This window comes from Pseudomonas sp. TH15 (assembly GCF_016651105.1).
In the GTDB taxonomy this organism is placed as follows: Bacteria; Pseudomonadota; Gammaproteobacteria; order Pseudomonadales; family Pseudomonadaceae; genus Aquipseudomonas.
Genome location: NZ_JAEKEL010000001.1, coordinates 2,058,479 through 2,074,930, shown reverse-complemented (window position 1 = coordinate 2,074,930; position 16,452 = coordinate 2,058,479). Strand labels below are relative to the sequence as shown.

At 59.2% G+C, this 16,452-nt stretch carries 17 protein-coding genes; 5 read left to right on the top strand and 12 right to left on the bottom strand.

All coding sequences use genetic code 11. From position 1 onward, the window contains the following. Positions 1 to 7 precede the first annotated feature (7 nt). Together cysD and JFT87_RS09260 are read right to left on the bottom strand one after the other, a co-directional pair. On the bottom strand, positions 8 to 925 hold the full coding sequence (gene cysD, locus JFT87_RS09265; protein ID WP_201114859.1) for a sulfate adenylyltransferase subunit CysD: 918 nt from the start codon (positions 923 to 925) through the stop codon (positions 8 to 10). Between the two features lie 256 nt (positions 926 to 1,181). After that, entirely contained in the window at positions 1,182 to 1,940 is a 759-nt protein-coding gene (locus JFT87_RS09260; protein WP_054616127.1) for a Nif3-like dinuclear metal center hexameric protein, read from the bottom strand. Between the two features lie 102 nt (positions 1,941 to 2,042). Here JFT87_RS09260 and algW point away from each other — a divergent pair, with 102 nt between their 5' ends. From algW to JFT87_RS09245, 3 genes are all read left to right on the top strand, one after another. Then, on the top strand, positions 2,043 to 3,197 hold the full coding sequence (gene algW / locus JFT87_RS09255; RefSeq protein ID WP_201200607.1) for a Do family serine endopeptidase AlgW: 1,155 nt from the start codon (positions 2,043 to 2,045) through the stop codon (positions 3,195 to 3,197). 88 nt (positions 3,198 to 3,285) lie between these two features. Then, the gene (locus JFT87_RS09250) at positions 3,286 to 5,391 is read left to right on the top strand and encodes a TonB-dependent siderophore receptor (RefSeq protein WP_201200603.1); all 2,106 of its coding nucleotides are present in this window, start codon (positions 3,286 to 3,288) and stop codon (positions 5,389 to 5,391) included. Between the two features lie 12 nt (positions 5,392 to 5,403). Then, on the top strand, positions 5,404 to 6,123 hold the full coding sequence (locus tag JFT87_RS09245) for a DUF4198 domain-containing protein (protein WP_201200602.1): 720 nt from the start codon (positions 5,404 to 5,406) through the stop codon (positions 6,121 to 6,123). A gap of 597 nt (positions 6,124 to 6,720) precedes the next feature. Here the strand turns inward: JFT87_RS09245 and hisC are convergent. From hisC to JFT87_RS09195, 10 genes are all read right to left on the bottom strand, one after another. Next, complete coding sequence (gene hisC / locus JFT87_RS09240; protein ID WP_201200601.1) at positions 6,721 to 7,773, bottom strand: histidinol-phosphate transaminase; 1,053 nt, start codon at positions 7,771 to 7,773, stop codon at positions 6,721 to 6,723. 2 nt (positions 7,774 to 7,775) lie between these two features. Next, positions 7,776 to 9,101: a histidinol dehydrogenase gene (gene hisD, locus JFT87_RS09235; RefSeq protein WP_201200600.1), complete on the bottom strand. Its 1,326-nt coding sequence runs from the start codon at positions 9,099 to 9,101 to the stop codon at positions 7,776 to 7,778. Positions 9,102 to 9,227: 126 nt separating this feature from the next. Continuing rightward, positions 9,228 to 9,863: an ATP phosphoribosyltransferase gene (hisG, locus tag JFT87_RS09230; protein ID WP_201200599.1), complete on the bottom strand. Its 636-nt coding sequence runs from the start codon at positions 9,861 to 9,863 to the stop codon at positions 9,228 to 9,230. 129 nt (positions 9,864 to 9,992) lie between these two features. Next, positions 9,993 to 11,258: a UDP-N-acetylglucosamine 1-carboxyvinyltransferase gene (murA, locus tag JFT87_RS09225; RefSeq protein WP_054049887.1), complete on the bottom strand. Its 1,266-nt coding sequence runs from the start codon at positions 11,256 to 11,258 to the stop codon at positions 9,993 to 9,995. Positions 11,259 to 11,280: 22 nt separating this feature from the next. Continuing rightward, the gene (locus tag JFT87_RS09220; RefSeq protein WP_201195781.1) at positions 11,281 to 11,532 is read right to left on the bottom strand and encodes a BolA family protein; all 252 of its coding nucleotides are present in this window, start codon (positions 11,530 to 11,532) and stop codon (positions 11,281 to 11,283) included. A gap of 115 nt (positions 11,533 to 11,647) precedes the next feature. Further along, positions 11,648 to 11,953, bottom strand: a complete 306-nt coding sequence (locus tag JFT87_RS09215) for an STAS domain-containing protein (RefSeq protein WP_201200596.1) — start codon at positions 11,951 to 11,953, stop codon at positions 11,648 to 11,650. Further along, positions 11,950 to 12,591 carry an MlaC/ttg2D family ABC transporter substrate-binding protein gene (locus JFT87_RS09210; RefSeq protein WP_201200595.1) on the bottom strand — a complete coding sequence of 214 codons (642 nt, stop codon included), beginning with the start codon at positions 12,589 to 12,591 and terminating at the stop codon, positions 11,950 to 11,952. Before JFT87_RS09210 ends, JFT87_RS09215 begins: the two co-directional genes overlap by 4 nt. Positions 12,592 to 12,602: 11 nt before the next feature. After that, complete coding sequence (gene mlaD, locus JFT87_RS09205; protein WP_201195787.1) at positions 12,603 to 13,070, bottom strand: outer membrane lipid asymmetry maintenance protein MlaD; 468 nt, start codon at positions 13,068 to 13,070, stop codon at positions 12,603 to 12,605. Next, the gene (mlaE, locus tag JFT87_RS09200) at positions 13,070 to 13,867 is read right to left on the bottom strand and encodes a lipid asymmetry maintenance ABC transporter permease subunit MlaE (RefSeq protein WP_201200594.1); all 798 of its coding nucleotides are present in this window, start codon (positions 13,865 to 13,867) and stop codon (positions 13,070 to 13,072) included. Before mlaE ends, mlaD begins: the two co-directional genes overlap by 1 nt. Further along, positions 13,867 to 14,676 carry an ATP-binding cassette domain-containing protein gene (locus tag JFT87_RS09195; protein ID WP_201200590.1) on the bottom strand — a complete coding sequence of 270 codons (810 nt, stop codon included), beginning with the start codon at positions 14,674 to 14,676 and terminating at the stop codon, positions 13,867 to 13,869. The genes mlaE and JFT87_RS09195 overlap by 1 nt, the downstream gene beginning before the upstream one ends. A 275-nt stretch (positions 14,677 to 14,951) precedes the next feature. On the opposite strand from JFT87_RS09195, the gene JFT87_RS09190 reads away from it, so the two are divergent. Then, positions 14,952 to 15,926, top strand: a complete 975-nt coding sequence (locus tag JFT87_RS09190) for a KpsF/GutQ family sugar-phosphate isomerase (protein WP_201200589.1) — start codon at positions 14,952 to 14,954, stop codon at positions 15,924 to 15,926. Further along, complete coding sequence (locus JFT87_RS09185; protein ID WP_201195792.1) at positions 15,926 to 16,450, top strand: KdsC family phosphatase; 525 nt, start codon at positions 15,926 to 15,928, stop codon at positions 16,448 to 16,450. Before JFT87_RS09190 ends, JFT87_RS09185 begins: the two co-directional genes overlap by 1 nt. Positions 16,451 to 16,452 lie beyond the last annotated feature (2 nt).

Sequence of the window (16,452 nt, the reverse complement as noted above, 5' to 3'; positions counted from 1 at the left end):
CAACCCCTTAGAAATAACCCTGACGTTTCTTTTCTTCCATCGAGCCTGCACCATCGTGATCGATGACCCGGCCCTGGCGTTCGGAAGTTCGCGTCAGGAGCATTTCCTGAATGATGTCGGTCAGGCTGGTGGCCTCGGACTCGACCGCACCGGTCAACGGGTAGTCGCCCAGCGTACGGAAACGGACCTTTTTCTTGACGATGCGCGCCTTGTCTTCGTCGCTCAGGTGATTGAGCAGGCGTTCGTCGTCGATCATGATCCAGGTGCCGTTCATCTCGATAACGTCGCGCTCGGCGGCGAAATACAGCGGCACAATCGGGATGCCTTCGAGGTAGATGTACTGCCAGATGTCCAGTTCGGTCCAGTTCGACAATGGGAACACACGAATGGATTCGCCCTTGTTGACGTTACCGTTGTAGACGTTCCACAGCTCCGGGCGCTGGTTCTTCGGGTCCCAGCGGTGCTTGGTATCGCGGAAGGAATACACGCGCTCTTTGGCACGGGATTTCTCTTCGTCACGGCGGGCACCACCAAATGCGGCGTCGAAGCCGTACTTGTCGAGGGCCTGCTTGAGGCCTTCGGTTTTCATGATGTCAGTGTGTTTGGCACTGCCGTGGGTCAGCGGGTTGATACCCTGCGCAACGCCATCGGGGTTGACGTGCACCAGCAGGTCCAGGCCCAGTTCTTCGACCATGCGGTCGCGGAACGTGTACATCTCCTTGAACTTCCACTGGGTGTCGACGTGCATTACCGGGAACGGCAGCTTGCCCGGGAAGAATGCCTTGCGCGCAAGGTGCAGCATCACGGCGGAGTCTTTACCGACGGAGTACAGCATCACCGGGTTATCGAACTCGGCGGCGACCTCGCGGATGATGTGGATGCTTTCGGCCTCCAGCTGTTTCAGATGCGTCAGTTTGTCGACCATGGCTACTCACGAAAACGATCTTATGGACGGCCAGCGGGCCGTGTTCGAGCGGGGAATCCTAGCACAGCGGCCCCCTTCTAATCAGGACGCCAACTAGATCGAAAGGGTATATGAATATACCCCCTCGTTTGGCCACCACAGATCTCATGTGGGAGCGGGCTTGCTCGCGAATGCTGACTCACATTCAACATTGATGTCGACTGATACGCCGCCTTCGCGAGCAAGCCCGCTCCCACATTTTGATCAGTGGTCGATCTCAGATCGGGTTCGGGCAATCGATGAAGATGTGTTCCAGGGCAAACCGGCGTGCCAGGTAATCCCCCAGCGCCTGAACGCCATAGCGCTCAGTGGCGTGGTGGCCCGCGGCGATGAAACTGATGTCGTTTTCCCGGGCACTGTGGAAGGTCTGTTCGGACGCTTCGCCGCTGAGGTACAGATCGACACCCGCCAGAACCGCCTGATCAATGTAACCCTGACCGCCACCGGTGCACCAGCCGACCCGACGGATCATCTCGCTGCCTTCAATCAGCAACGGCTCACGACCCATGACTTCCTGCACACGACGGGCGAAGTCACGCGGGCTCATCGGTTCGCTCAGCGAGCCGACCAGACCGACGACTTTCAGGTTATCGGGGTCCAGCGGGCCCTCGACGGTGATGTCCAACTGACGCGCAAGCTGCACGTTGTTGCCGACGTCCGGGTGCAGGTCCAGAGGCAAGTGATACGACAGCAAACTGATGTCGTGCTTGAGCAGGGTTTTCAACCGGCGTTGCTTCATGCCGGTGATGCACGGGTTCTCGCCCTTCCAGAAATAGCCGTGATGCACCAACACCAGATCGGCCTTGGCTTCCACCGCAGCGTCCAGCAGCGCCTGGCTGGCGGTGACGCCGCTGACGATGCGCATCACTTGCGGGCGGCCTTCGACCTGCAACCCGTTGGGGCAGTAGTCGGCAATCTTTGAACTGTTCAGGTAACGGTCGGCTTCTTCGACCAGGGTGCTCAGGGCGACGGCCATAAAAGACTCCTAAATATCCCGTTCAGAGGCACGCGCGACCTCTATAATGCGCGACATTATGGGCGGTCTCATACCTCCTGCAACCTCTGTAGGACTTGTTTAATGCTTAAGGCGCTGCGTTTTTCCGGCTGGCCGTTGTTGGCCGGCGTGCTTATCGCTCTGTTGATCATTCAGCGTTACCCGCAATGGGTCGGGCTTCCGAGCCTCGACGTCAACCTGCAGCAAGCTCCGCAAACCACCAGCGTGCAACAGGGGCCCGTGTCCTATGCCGATGCCGTGGTCATTGCCGCGCCGGCGGTGGTCAACCTGTACACCACCAAAGTCATCAACAAACCCAATCACCCGCTGTTCGAAGATCCGCAGTTCCGCCGCTTCTTCGGCGACAACTCGCCCAAGCAGAAGCGCATGGAGTCAAGCCTGGGTTCCGGCGTGATCATGAGCCCGGAAGGCTACATCCTGACCAATAACCACGTGACCACCGGCGCCGACCAGATTGTCGTGGCGCTCAAGGATGGCCGTGAGACCCTGGCCCGGGTCATCGGCAGCGACCCGGAAACCGATCTCGCGGTATTGAAGATCGACCTGAAAACCCTGCCGTCGATCACGATCGGGCGTTCCGACAACATCCGCATCGGTGACGTCGCGCTGGCCATCGGCAACCCGTTCGGTGTCGGCCAGACCGTGACCATGGGCATCATCAGCGCCACTGGCCGCAATCAACTGGGCCTGAACAACTACGAAGACTTCATCCAGACCGACGCCGCGATCAACCCCGGCAACTCTGGCGGTGCGCTGGTGGATGCCAACGGCAACCTGACCGGCATCAACACGGCTATTTTCTCCAAGTCCGGCGGCTCGCAAGGCATCGGTTTTGCGATTCCGGTGAAACTGGCGATGGAAGTGATGAAGTCGATCATCGAACACGGCCAGGTAATTCGTGGCTGGCTGGGGATTGAAGTGCAGCCGTTGACTCAGGAACTGGCGGAGTCGTTCGGCCTGTCCGGGCGTCCGGGGATTGTGGTGGCGGGGATTTTCCGTGACGGCCCGGCGCAGAAGGCCGGCCTGCAACTGGGTGACGTGATCCTCAGCATCGACGGCGAACCGGCCGGCGATGGTCGCCGCTCGATGAACCAGGTGGCGCGGATCAAACCGACCGACAAGGTCTCGATTCAGGTGATGCGTAACGGCAAGGAATTGAAGCTGAGCGCGGAGATTGGTTTGCGTCCGCCGCCGGCACCGGTCAAAGAAGAAGAGTAAAACTTTTTTCGCGCGGTTCGCGCGAATAAAAGACATTCTCAAAAGGCATGTTATATTGTTTCAATTCTAGGAATTGGAACAACATAACATGTCGTCTCGAACAAAGGCTTCCCTGCTGAGCCTGAGCCTTGGTTTACTGGTCGATCCAGTCTTCGCCGAAGAACCGCAGCCCCTCGAACTCGACGCCATCAGCGTCACTTCCGACTATGAATCGCCGACCGGACCGGTCAAAGGCTACCGCGCCACGCGCTCCTCCAGCGCGACCAAAACCGACACCGCGATCCGCGATATCCCGCAAGCGATCAGCGTTGTACCGGCCAGCGTACTCAAGGATCTGGGCAGCACCAGCGTCGAACGCGCGCTGGATTTTGCCGGCGGTGTGTCGAAGCAAAACAATTTTGGCGGCCTGACCCTCTACGAGTACAGCGTGCGCGGCTTCACCACGTCGGAGTTCTATAAGGACGGCTTCAGCGCCAATCGTGGTTATCCAAGCACGCCCGACGCCGCCAACATCGAGCGCATCGAAGTGCTCAAAGGCCCGGCGGCCAGCCTGTATGGTCGAGGCGATCCGGGTGGTACGGTGAACATCGTCACCAAGAAACCAGAGCCCGACGCCTTCACCACCCTGCAAACCAGCGCCGGCAGTTGGGATCGCTATCGCACTGCACTGGACGTCAACACGCCGCTGGATGATCAGGGCGATGTGCTCTCGCGGATCAACCTTGCGGTCGAGGATAACCACAGCTTTCGCGATCACGTCGATAGCCAGCATGTGTTTGTCGCACCTTCAATCAGCTGGCAATTGAATCCGGACACGTCGCTGTTGGTTGAAAGTGAAATCGTCCGCCACAACTCCACTTTCGACCGTGGCATCGTTGCGCCGAACAATAAATGGAGCGGCGTCTCACGCTCGACCTTCCTCGGCGAACCCAACGACGGCAACATCGACAACCACAACAACCTGTTGCAGGCGACCCTCGAACATCACCTCAATGACAGCTGGAAACTGCGTCTGGCCAGCCATTACAAGGAAGGCAAACTCTGGGGTGATGCCTCCGAGTCTCGCCCGTTGAACGCTGACGGCCACACCGTCAATCGCCGCTATCGCGAACGTGACACAAACTGGCACGACAGCATCACGCAGCTGGAACTGCGGGGTCTGTTCGACCTTGGCCCGTGGCAACACGAACTGCTGATCGGCACCGAGTACGAAAACTTCCGCAAGAACGAACGCGTCACCACGATTGCTGGCGGCCCCTACGCGATCGACATCTACAACCCGATCTACGGCCAGCCGAAACCCAACGGTGCACGCTCGGGCACGGATACTTTCGAACACGTCGAAAGCCATGCGCTGAACCTGCAGGATCAAATCGTCTTCAGCGACAAACTGCGCGGGATGTTCGGCGCGCGCTTCGAGCATTTCGACCAGCGTATCGACGACCACAGCCGTAACGCCAACAGTCGCCAGAGCCACGATGCCCTGACCCAGCGCGTCGGTCTGCTCTATCAGCTGACGCCCAATACCGGGCTGTTCGCCAACGCCTCGACCTCGTTCAAACCGAACAACGGTCTCGACGCCGCGGGCAAATCCTTCGATCCGGAAGAAGGCGTCGGCTATGAAGTCGGGATCAAGAACGAGTTGTTCGACGAGCGCCTGAGCAGCACCCTCGCCTTCTTCCACATCGACAAGGAAAACGTCCTCGCCCTCGACCCCGGTACCGATACCAGCCGCGCGATGGGCAAAGCGCGTAGCCAGGGCTTCGATCTGCAAGTGACCGGACAAGTCACTGACGCGGTGCGGGTGATCGGTGCATTCGCGTACATCGACGCGGAAGTGACCGAGGGCGACGCGGTCATCCCAAAAGGCAGCCGCATTCTTGGCGTGGCCAAACGCAGCGGCAGCCTGCTCGGTGTTTATGAATTTCAGGATGGCCCTTTGCGGGGCTCGGACGTCGGCGCAGCGTTCACTTATGTCGGCGACCGCTCTGGCGAATCCGGCAGCGATTTTGAATTGCCGGCCTACCACACCGTTGACCTGCTGGCCCATTACAAGGCCAGCGGCAACGTCACCGTCGGCCTGAACCTGAACAACCTTTTCGACGAAAAGTATTACGAGCGCTCCTACAGCAACTACTGGGTCAACCCCGGCGAGCCGCGCAACTTCACTGTCAGCCTGACCCTCAACCTGTAAAAGGACGTCACCATGCGACACGGCAAAACCCTTGTACTCATCGCCGCACTGTTCGCCGGCCAGGTCTCGGCCCACGGTCTGTGGACTGAACAACGTCGCGGCAATATCGAAGTGATCTACGGCCACGGCGCCGAAGACAATGCCTTCAAGGCCCGGAAGATCAGCGGCGCCTGGGCTTATGACGCCAGCGGCAAGATGATCCCGGTCACGGTTGAACGCTTGGCAGATCACGCTCGCCTGAAACCACTGAAAACACCGGCGGTGATGGCCGTGGCCCTGAACAACGGCATGTGGTCGCAAACAGCGGACAAGAAGTGGATCAATGAAGGGCGCAGCAAAGTGCCTGGCGCCATCGAGGCGACGCAGACGTTCAAATACAGCCTGGCGATTTACCAGCCGGGGGCGAAGTTGCCGAAGCTCGATCAGATCAAACTGCTGATTGTGCCGGAGGTTGATCCACTGACCGTGGGGCCGGGCAATTCATTGCCGGTGCGGGTGTTGCTCGATGGCAAACCGGTGGCGGGTGTGAAGTTGATTGGTGACTACCGCAGCGCACCGCACACCCTGAGCACCGAGACGGATAAGGATGGCCGTGCGCAGGTGCTGGTGAGGAACGAAGGCTTGAATGTAATTGCCGCGCAGGTTGAAGTGCCGGTGAAGGACAGCCCTGATGTCAACAGTCGCGGCCTGTTCACCTCACTGACATTCCTCGGCGAGCCGCATCACGAATAAAAGCAAACCCTCACCCCAGCCCTCTCCCGGAGGGAGAGGGGGCCGACCGAGGTGACTCAGCCTATCCATCAACCTGAAAAACCGTGTCGATTATGGACTCGACAAAGCAAGATCAGGTCGGTGCAATTCAACAGCATCCCCCATTCAGTCCCCTCTCTCTTTGGCTGGGAGAGGGGGCCGACCGAGGTGACTCAGCCTATCCATCGACCTGAAAAACCATGTCGATTATGGATTCGGCAAAGCAAGATCAGGTCGGTGCAATTCAACAGCATCCCCAATCAGTCCCCTCTCCCTTTGGCTGGGAGAGTGAGCCGACCGAGGTGACTCTGGCTATCCATCAACCTGAAAAACCGTGTCGATTATGGATTCGGCAAAGCAAGATCAGGTCGGTGCAATTCAACAGCATCCCCAATTCAGTCCCCTCTCCCTTTGGCCGGGAGAGGGAGCCGACAGAATTGTCTTGCGGGGTACATCGACCTGAAAAACCATGTCGATTATGGATTCGGTTAAGCAAGATCAGGTCGGCGCAATTCAACAGCATCCCCCATTCAGTCCCCTCTCCCTTTGGGAGAGGGTTAGGGTGAGGGGCTCTTGCCTTTAGAGCTCGCCGAGGCCGTCGATCAGCGCCTGATTCTGCTCAGGCGTACCCACCGAAATCCGCAGGAACTGCGCAATCCGCTCCTGCTTGAAGTGCCGCACAATCACGCCCTGCTCGCGCAACTTCGCTGCCAGAGCCGCCGCATCGTGCTGCGGGTGCCGGGCGAAGATGAAGTTGGCCGCCGACGGCAGTACTTCAAAGCCCTTGGCCTCCAACTGCGCGACAACCTTCTCGCGATTGTCGATGACCAACCGGCAAGTCTTGTCGAAGTACTCGCGATCCTCGAACGCCGCCGCTGCCCCGACATTCGCCAGGCGATCCAGCGGATAAGAGTTGAAGCTGTTCTTGATCCGCTCCAGCGCCTCGATCAGGTCTGGATGCCCAACCGCCAGACCGACCCGCAGGCCCGCCAAAGAACGGGACTTGGACAGGGTCTGGGTCACGAGCAGGTTCGGGTAACGGTCCACCAGGCTGATCGCGGTTTCGCCGCCGAAGTCGATATAGGCTTCATCGACCACCACCACGGAATCCGGGCTGGCCTTGAGGATTTGCTCCACGGCATCCAGCGCCAACAGACAACCGGTCGGTGCGTTCGGGTTCGGAAAAATGATCCCGCCGTTCGGCTTGGCGTAGTCTGCCGGGTTGATCTGGAATTGCGCGTCCAGCGGCACCGCATCGAAGGCAATGCCGTACAACCCGCAGTAGACCGGATAGAAGCTGTAGCTGATGTCCGGGAACAGTACCGGATTGTCGTGTTGCAACAAGCCGTGGAAGATGTGCGCCAGGACTTCATCGGAGCCATTGCCGAGGAACACTTGGTTCGCCTGCACGCCGTAATAAGTGGCGACCGCATTCTTCAGCAGATCGCTGTTCGGGTCCGGGTACAGGCGCAGGTTGTCGTTCAGTTCGGTCTGCATCGCGGCCAAGGCTTTAGGCGATGGGCCGTACGGGTTTTCGTTGGTGTTGAGCTTCACCAGTTTCGCCAGCTTCGGCTGCTCGCCCGGTACGTAAGGCACCAGACTCTTGACGAAGGGACTCCAGAATTTACTCATCTTTATTTCCCTTCTTGATCATCAACGATGCGGTATTCAGCGCTACGGGCGTGAGCGGTCAGCGACTCGCCACGGGCCAGCACGGAAGCGGTTTTGCCCAATTCGGAAGCACCCTGCTCGGAGCAGAAGATGATCGACGAGCGTTTCTGGAAGTCGTACACACCCAGCGGCGAAGAGAATCGCGCGGTGCCGGAGGTCGGCAAGACGTGGTTCGGCCCGGCGCAGTAATCGCCCAACGCTTCGGAGGTGTGACGGCCCATGAAGATTGCACCAGCGTGGCGGATCTGCGGCAGCCAGGCTTGTGGATCGGCGACCGACAACTCCAGGTGCTCCGGCGCGATGCGGTTGGCCACTTCGATGGCTTGTTGCATGTCGCGGACCAGGATCAGCGCGCCGCGGCCATTGATCGACGTCTCGATGATCTCGGCACGTTCCATGGTCGGCAGCAATTTGCTGATGCTGGCGGCGACTTTGTCGAGGAACTCGGCGTCCGGGCTGACCAGAATCGCCTGGGCGTCTTCGTCATGCTCGGCCTGGGAGAACAGGTCCATGGCGATCCAGTCCGGATCGGTCTGGCCGTCGCAGACCACAAGGATCTCGGACGGACCGGCGATCATGTCGATGCCGACCTGGCCAAACACGTGGCGCTTGGCGGTGGCGACATAAATATTGCCCGGGCCAACCACTTTGTCGACCTTCGGCACGCTTTCGGTGCCGTAAGCCAGCGCGGCAACCGCTTGGGCGCCACCGATGGTAAACACACGATCCACGCCGGCAATGCAGGCCGCGGCCAATACCAGTTCATTGATTTCACCGCGCGGGGTCGGCACGACCATGACCACTTCGGTCACGCCAGCGACCTTGGCCGGAATCGCGTTCATCAGTACCGACGACGGGTACGACGCCTTGCCGCCCGGCACGTACAGACCGGCGCGATCCAGCGGCGTGACCTTCTGGCCCAGCACCGTGCCGTCGGCTTCGGTGTAGCTCCAGGAGTCCTGTTTCTGTTTTTCGTGGTAGCTGCGCACTCGGGCCGCGGCTTTTTCCAATGCTTCGCGCTGGGGCGCGGTGATGCGGGTCAGGGCCAGCTCCAGGCGTTCGCGCGGCAGGATGAGGTCGGCCATCGAGGCAACTTGCAGGCCGTCGAACTTCTGGGTGAACTCCACCAGCGCCGCATCGCCACGCTCGCGCACGGCTTTGATGATGTCCAGCACCCGCTGATTGACCGAGTCGTCAGACACACTTTCCCAGCTCAGCAGATGATCCAGATGATGTGCGAAATCCGGGGCAGCAGCGTTGAGTCGGCGAATTGCAGTCGGTGCGGTCATAGCGAGAGCCTCATAGGAATGGCAAAAACTCAGGCGCCCTAACTTAGCAGTCGTTTCCGCTTGGGCACCTGAGAATTCTGGCTATGAGGCGGATAGACGGGCGCGACTTAACGTCGCGCAGGTGAATCAGCCGCGGTGTCGAGACTCCACTGCCTTGCGCAGGGTGTCGATCAACGCCTGGATACGGGCGTGCTGCATTTTCATCGAAGCTTTGTTGACGATCAGACGGGAGCTGATGTCAGCGATGAAATCCTGTGGTTCCAGGCCATTGGCCCGCAGCGTGTTACCGGTGTCGACCACGTCGATGATCTTGTCGGCCAGACCGATCAGCGGTGCCAGCTCCATCGAGCCGTAGAGCTTGATGATGTCAACCTGACGACCCTGCTCGGCGTAGTAACGCTTGGCAACGTTGACGAACTTGGTGGCAACGCGCAGTCGGCCCTTGGGCTCGACTGCGCCAATTTTGCCGGCGGTCATCAGCTTGCACAGGGCAATTCGTAGGTCCAGCGGCTCGTAGAGGCCCTGGCCGCCGTATTCCATCAGCACATCTTTACCGGCGACGCCCAGGTCCGCGGCACCATGTTCGACGTAAGTCGGCACATCGGTTGCGCGCACGATCAGCAGACGTACGTCGGGCTGGGTCGTGGGGATGATCAGCTTGCGGCTCTTGTCCGGATTCTCGGTCGGCACGATGCCTGCTTCAGCCAGAAGCGGCAGGGTGTCGTCAAGGATGCGGCCCTTGGACAGTGCGATGGTCAACATGGGAAACGTCAGTCCTTATCAAGGTACTCATGTCCGGTCGCAAACGGCGCCGGACACACATCGAGGGTGTAACCACCCTCGACTTGGAACAAAACCAACGGGCGCGTCCCTGCGCCCATGCAGCAGAAACTAGCCCGGTACGCGGCGGATCTTGGCGCCGAGCATCTGCAGTTTCTCTTCGATGCACTCGTAACCACGGTCGATGTGGTAGATGCGATCGATCAGGGTGTCGCCTTCGGCGATCAGTGCCGAGATTACCAGGCTGGCCGAAGCACGCAGGTCGGTGGCCATGACTGGCGCGCCTTTCAGCTTCTCGGTGCCGGTAACGATGGCGGTGTTGCCCTCGACCTGGATCTTGGCGCCCATGCGGTGCAACTCATACACGTGCATGAAACGGTTTTCGAAGATCGTCTCGATCACCGCACCGGTGCCTTCGGCAATGGCGTTGAGGGAGATGAACTGCGCCTGCATATCGGTCGGGAACGCCGGGTACGGAGCGGTACGCACATTGACGGCTTTTGGCCGCTTGCCGTGCATGTTCAGCTCGATCCAGTCATCGCCGCAGGTGATTTCGGCACCCGACTCACGGAGTTTTTCCAGAACGGCTTCGAGGATGGTCGGATCAGTGTCCTTGACCTTCACACGGCCGCCGGTCACGGCAGCTGCCACCAGGTAGGTGCCGGTTTCGATACGGTCCGGCATCACTTTATAGGTGGCCGGGTGCAGACGCTCAACGCCATCGATGGTGATGGTGTCGGTGCCGGCGCCAGTGATCTTGGCGCCCATGGCGATCAGGAAGTTCGCCAGGTCGATGACTTCAGGCTCGCGAGCGGCGTTAGCCAGAACGCTGCGGCCCTTGGCCAGAGCGGCGGCCATCATGATGTTTTCGGTACCGGTCACGCTGACGGTGTCGAAGAAGAAGTGCGCACCGCGCAAGCCGCCTTCAGGCGCCTTGGCCTTGATGTAGCCGCCCTCGACATCGATGACTGCGCCCATGGCTTCGAGGCCACGGATGTGCAGGTCGACCGGACGCGAACCAATGGCGCAACCGCCAGGCAGCGCGACTTCGGCTTCACCGAAACGGGCAACCATCGGCCCCAATACCAGGATCGAGGCACGCATGGTTTTCACCAGTTCGTACGGCGCGATCAGGGTCTTGATGGTGCGTGGGTCGATTTCGACGCTCAGCTTCTCGTCGATCACCGGCTCGATGCCCATGCGACCGAACAGCTCGATCATGGTGGTGATGTCGTGCAGGTGCGGCAGGTTGGCCACGGTGACCGGGCCATCACACAACAGAGTGGCCGCAAGGATCGGCAGGGCAGAGTTCTTTGCCCCGGAGATGCGGATTTCGCCATCAAGACGAACACCACCAGTAATAATCAATTTATCCATAAGAATCTCGACGCCCTTGGGCTCAGGTGCGCTCGGCCCAGGCCGCGCTGCTGAAAAATTTCATAGTGACCGCATGGATGCTGCCATCGGTGATCCATGGGTTCAAATGGGCATAGATCTGCTGCTGACGCTTCACCGGGCTCAACGCCGCCAGTTCATCGCTAATCACGTTCAGCTGAAAGTTGCAGCCTTCGCCCTCAACTTCAACCTGCACAGATAAAAAAGTCTCGGACAGCTTTCCTTCGAGAAAGCTCTTCACTTCGGTGGCCTGCATGCTCAACCTCAATCGGCGCTCTGCGCGCGCGGGTCGGACATCATACAAAAAAGCCCCGCGCCTGCGAACCCCGCATTCACAGGACTCTGACGGGGGGCTTCTTTATAGATGCCGGTTAGGGGTGCGCCAACAGCTCGGTCAATTCGCTGACCTGAGCGATTTCGCGCATGTCTTCGGGCATTGCGCGGATGCTGACGGCCTTGCCGGCCGCCTCTGCATCACGCATGAAACACAGCAGCAGCGACAAGCCGACACTGCTGGATTTCAACACCGCCGAACAATCGACCACCACGGCGGGGGCCGTACTGGCTTTGATCAGCGCCTGGCCCTGCTTGCGCAGACCCGGGCCGGTGCGGTAATCCAGCATGCCGCTCAACCGCAGCTCGCCGGACTCGGTCATGCGAATGGCCGATACACTCATTGTGCTGGCTTCTCGGTGCTGGCCTTGGCTTTGGCGACTTCCCCGGCCCAACCATTGATGGTCTTGTCCAGGTCGTTGCCATTGCGCTGCATCGCGTCAGCAAACTGATCGCGGAACAGCTTGCCAATGTTGATGCCGTTGATGATCACGTTGCGCAGCTTCCACTCGCCATTGATCTTCTCGAGCGTGTACTGCACCGGATAAATCGCGCCGTTGCTGCCCTTGACCGTCATGCCAATGCTGGTGCGGTCGCCCGACTCATCCTTGGCAGGATCAACGACGATGCCCTGGTTGTTGTACTCCAGCAAGGCGTTGCCGTAGAACTGGAACAGGCCTTTCTTGAAGTTTTCCTGAAAGGTCTGCATTTGCGCAGGCGTGGCTTTGCGCGAGTACTTGACCGTCATGATGCTTTTGGAAATGCCCTCGGCATCCACCACAGGTCCGACGATGGTGTTCAGCGCCGTATAAAAGTCCTGCGGGTCCTGCTTGTACTTCTCTTTATTGGCCGACAGATCGGCAAGCATCCGATTGGTCGTGTCCTGCACGAGCGCGTGCGCGGAAGAATCCGCCACGGCGTTGCCCATCAGCGGCAATGTTGCAAGCAGTACCAGCAGGCCACGTCGCAAGGTAGAAATCATTCAAAAGCTCCTCATTTAGCGTCTTTGCTAACGGTATTGAGCAGGAATTTACCGATCAAGTCCTCGAGCACCAGCGACGACTGGGTGTCGTGGATGGTTCCACCATCCTTGAGCAAGGCTTGTTCCCCGCCCACGCTGATACCGATGTACTTCTCGCCCAACAGGCCAGCCGTCAGGATAGATGCAGTGGAGTCAGTCGGCAGATTATCTACGCGCTTTTCCAATTGCATGGTCACCCGGCCGGTGAAACTGTCGCGGTCCAGATCGATCGCCGTAACCTTGCCGATAGTCACACCGGCCATGGTCACTTTAGCTCTGACAGTCAAACCGGCGATATTGTCGAAGTAGGCATAAAGTTTATACGTATCGGTGTTTGCGGTCGGGGACAGGCCACTGACCCGCAACGCAAGCAGCAACAAAGCCAGGATGCCAGCCAGCAAGAAAAGGCCGACACCGATTTCCAGGGTGCGGTTTTGCATCAGAAATCTCCAAACATCAGGGCGGTCAAAATAAAGTCCAGGCCGAGCACTGCCAAAGAGGCATACACCACGGTCTTGGTTGTGGCACGACTGATCCCCTCGGAAGTAGGCTCGCAATCATAGCCTTGGAATACGGCAATCCAGGTCACGACAAAGGCGAAGACGACACTTTTGATGATGCCGTTGAGCACATCACCATTGAACGTCACGCTGTTCTGCATGTTCGCCCAGTAGGAGCCGTCATAGACACCCAGCCAGTCGACTGCCACCCACGAACCGCCCCAGATCCCGACGACGCTGAAAATCATCGCCAGCACCGGCAGGGAAATGAAACCGGCCCACAGGCGCGGGGCAATGATGTACTTGAGCGGATCGACGCCAATCATTTCCAGACTGGACAACTGCTCGGTGGACTTCATGTTGCCGATTTCGGCAGTCAGGGCCGAACCTGCGCGCCCGGCAAACAGCAATGCAGTCACCACCGGCCCCAGTTCACGCAGCAACGTCAGGGCAACCATCTGCCCGACAGCCTGTTCCGAACCGTAGCTGGACAGGATATTGAAGCCTTGCAGCGCCAACACCATGCCGATGAACACCCCGGAGACGACGATGATCACCAGGGACATCACGCCGACCGAATGCAATTGCTTGATCAGCAAACCAAAACCGCCGCCAATACCGCCGCGGCTAAACAATGCGTGAAACAGGAAAATCGTCGCCCGCCCGAACACCCCGACGGCATCGATAGCCCCGTGGCCGAACCGGCGCACTTTTTCTATCAGTGAAATCTTGCGCATCAGCGCTTCCCCAGAAGATCTGCGCGGTAATCCGTCGCTGGAAAGTGATAGGCGACCGGACCATCGGGGTCACCTGTCATGAATTGACGGATACGTGGCTCCTGAGAATTCATCAATTCGTCAGGCGTGCCCTGCCCCAGCACTTGCCCATCACCCACTACATAAATGTAATCGGCAATGCTCGCGGTCTCTGCCAGATCGTGGGAGACCACGATGCTGGTGATGCCCAACGCATCGTTGAGCAGACGGATCAGGCGCACCAGTACGCCCATGGCGATCGGGTCCTGCCCCACAAAGGGCTCGTCATACATGAGGATTTGCGGATCGAGGGCAATCGCTCGCGCCAGCGCGACACGACGCTTCATGCCACCGGACAGTTCGTCGGGCATGAGATCGATGGCGCCGCGCAAGCCAACGGCCTGCAATTTAAGCAGGACGATGTCACGGATCATTTCTTCCGGCAGCTCGGTATGAACCCGTAGCGGGAAGGCGACGTTCTCGAACACATCCAGATCGGTAAACAACGCGCCGCTCTGGAACAGCACACCCATGTGCTTGCGCGCATCGAACAAATCGCTGCGCGACAACTTGGGCAGGTTCTGACCGTTGACCCAGACTTCACCGCTATTAGGTCGCAACTGGGCGCCCATCAGCCGTAACAGGGTGGTCTTGCCACACCCGGAAGGCCCCATGATACCGGTGACCTTGCCGCGTGGGATGCGGATATCGACGTTATTGAAAATGCTGCGCGCACCGCGCTTGAAGGTCAGTCCCTTCAGCTCGACCGCGTAGGCGTTATCGGCACTCATCTAAACTCCTTGCGATGCAGCCTCTCACTCGGACGCCTGGCTTTCTGACGAAAGCACATACCTCCCCGGGCAGGCCGAACTGGCGGCGAACTATATCACTGCAATAGCCAAGCGCCCAAGGCCCAAGCCGGGGCATGTTCAGCAAGAGGACAGGCAAAAAGCCGCATTTGGAGTATTTCGGTAACAGGTATTAACAAAGCACGACGAACTAACGTGAGGGTTTCGATCATTACCGCTATAATCGCCGCCTTTTCATCGGGCTATACGATTCTGACATGAGCCAATCAAGCGACCTGATTCAATCGGCACAACGCACCATCCGCCTCGAAGTGGAAGCCGTACAAGGCTTACTGCCCCATATCGACGCTGATTTCGTACGCGCTTGCGAGATGATTCTGGCCAGCAAAGGCCGCGTAGTCGTGGTCGGCATGGGCAAGTCGGGGCATATCGGTAACAAAATTGCCGCCACCCTGGCCAGCACCGGCACCACGGCGTTTTTCGTACACCCGGCCGAAGCCAGTCATGGCGACATGGGCATGATCACCCGCGACGACATCATTGTGGCGCTGTCGAACTCTGGCTCTACCAATGAGATCGTTACGCTGCTGCCGCTGATCAAGCGTCTGGGCATCCAGTTGATCAGCATGACCGGCAATCCCGATTCGCCATTGGCCAAGGCTGCCGAGGTCAACCTCAACGTTCACGTGGAGCACGAAGCCTGCCCGCTGAACCTGGCGCCGACCTCATCGACCACCGCCGCGCTGGTCATGGGCGATGCCCTGGCCGTGGCGCTGCTCGAAGCCCGCGGTTTTACCGCAGAAGACTTCGCATTTTCCCACCCGGGCGGCGCGCTCGGCCGACGCTTACTACTAAAAGTGGAAAACGTCATGCACGCCGGCGAAGAGTTGCCGCAAGTCCAGCGTGGCACGCTACTCAAGGATGCCCTGATGGAAATGACCCGCAAGGGCCTGGGCATGACCGTCATTCTGGAAGCCGACGGCAAGCTGGCTGGGATTTTCACTGACGGCGACTTGCGCCGCTCCCTGGATCGCACGATCGACATTCACCGGGCGACCATCGATGAAGTGATGACCGCTCACGGCAAGACCGCACGCGCCGAGATGCTTGCCGCCGAAGCCCTGAAGATCATGGAAGACAACAAAATCAGCGCACTGGTAGTGGTCGACAGCGAAGACCGTCCGGTCGGCGCCTTGAACATGCACGATTTGCTGCGTGCAGGAGTAATGTAATGAGCAACGACCTGCTGCAACGCGGCAAACAAATCAAACTGGCCGTGTTCGACGTCGATGGCGTCCTGACCGACGGGCGCCTGTACTTCCTCGAAGACGGCAGTGAATTCAAGACATTCAGCACCCTCGACGGCCAAGGCATCAAGATGTTGATGGCAGCCGGCGTGCAGACCGCTATCATCAGCGGCCGCAAGACCCCTGTGGTCGAACGGCGGGCAAAAAACCTCGGCATTCCACACCTCTACCAGGGTCGCGAAGACAAACTGGTGGTACTCGACGAGCTTCTTGCCCAACTCAACCTAAGCTATGAACAAGTTGCCTACCTCGGTGACGACCTGCCTGACCTGCCGGTGATTCGCCGCGTCGGGCTGGGCATGGCGGTGGCCAATGCCGCCAGTTTCGTGCGCGAACACGCCCACGGCATCACCCTGGCCCGTGGCGGCGAAGGTGCTGCCCGCGAATTCTGCGAACTGATCCTGCGCGCCCAGGGCCGCCTCGATGCGGCTAACGCCGCGTACCTGTGAGC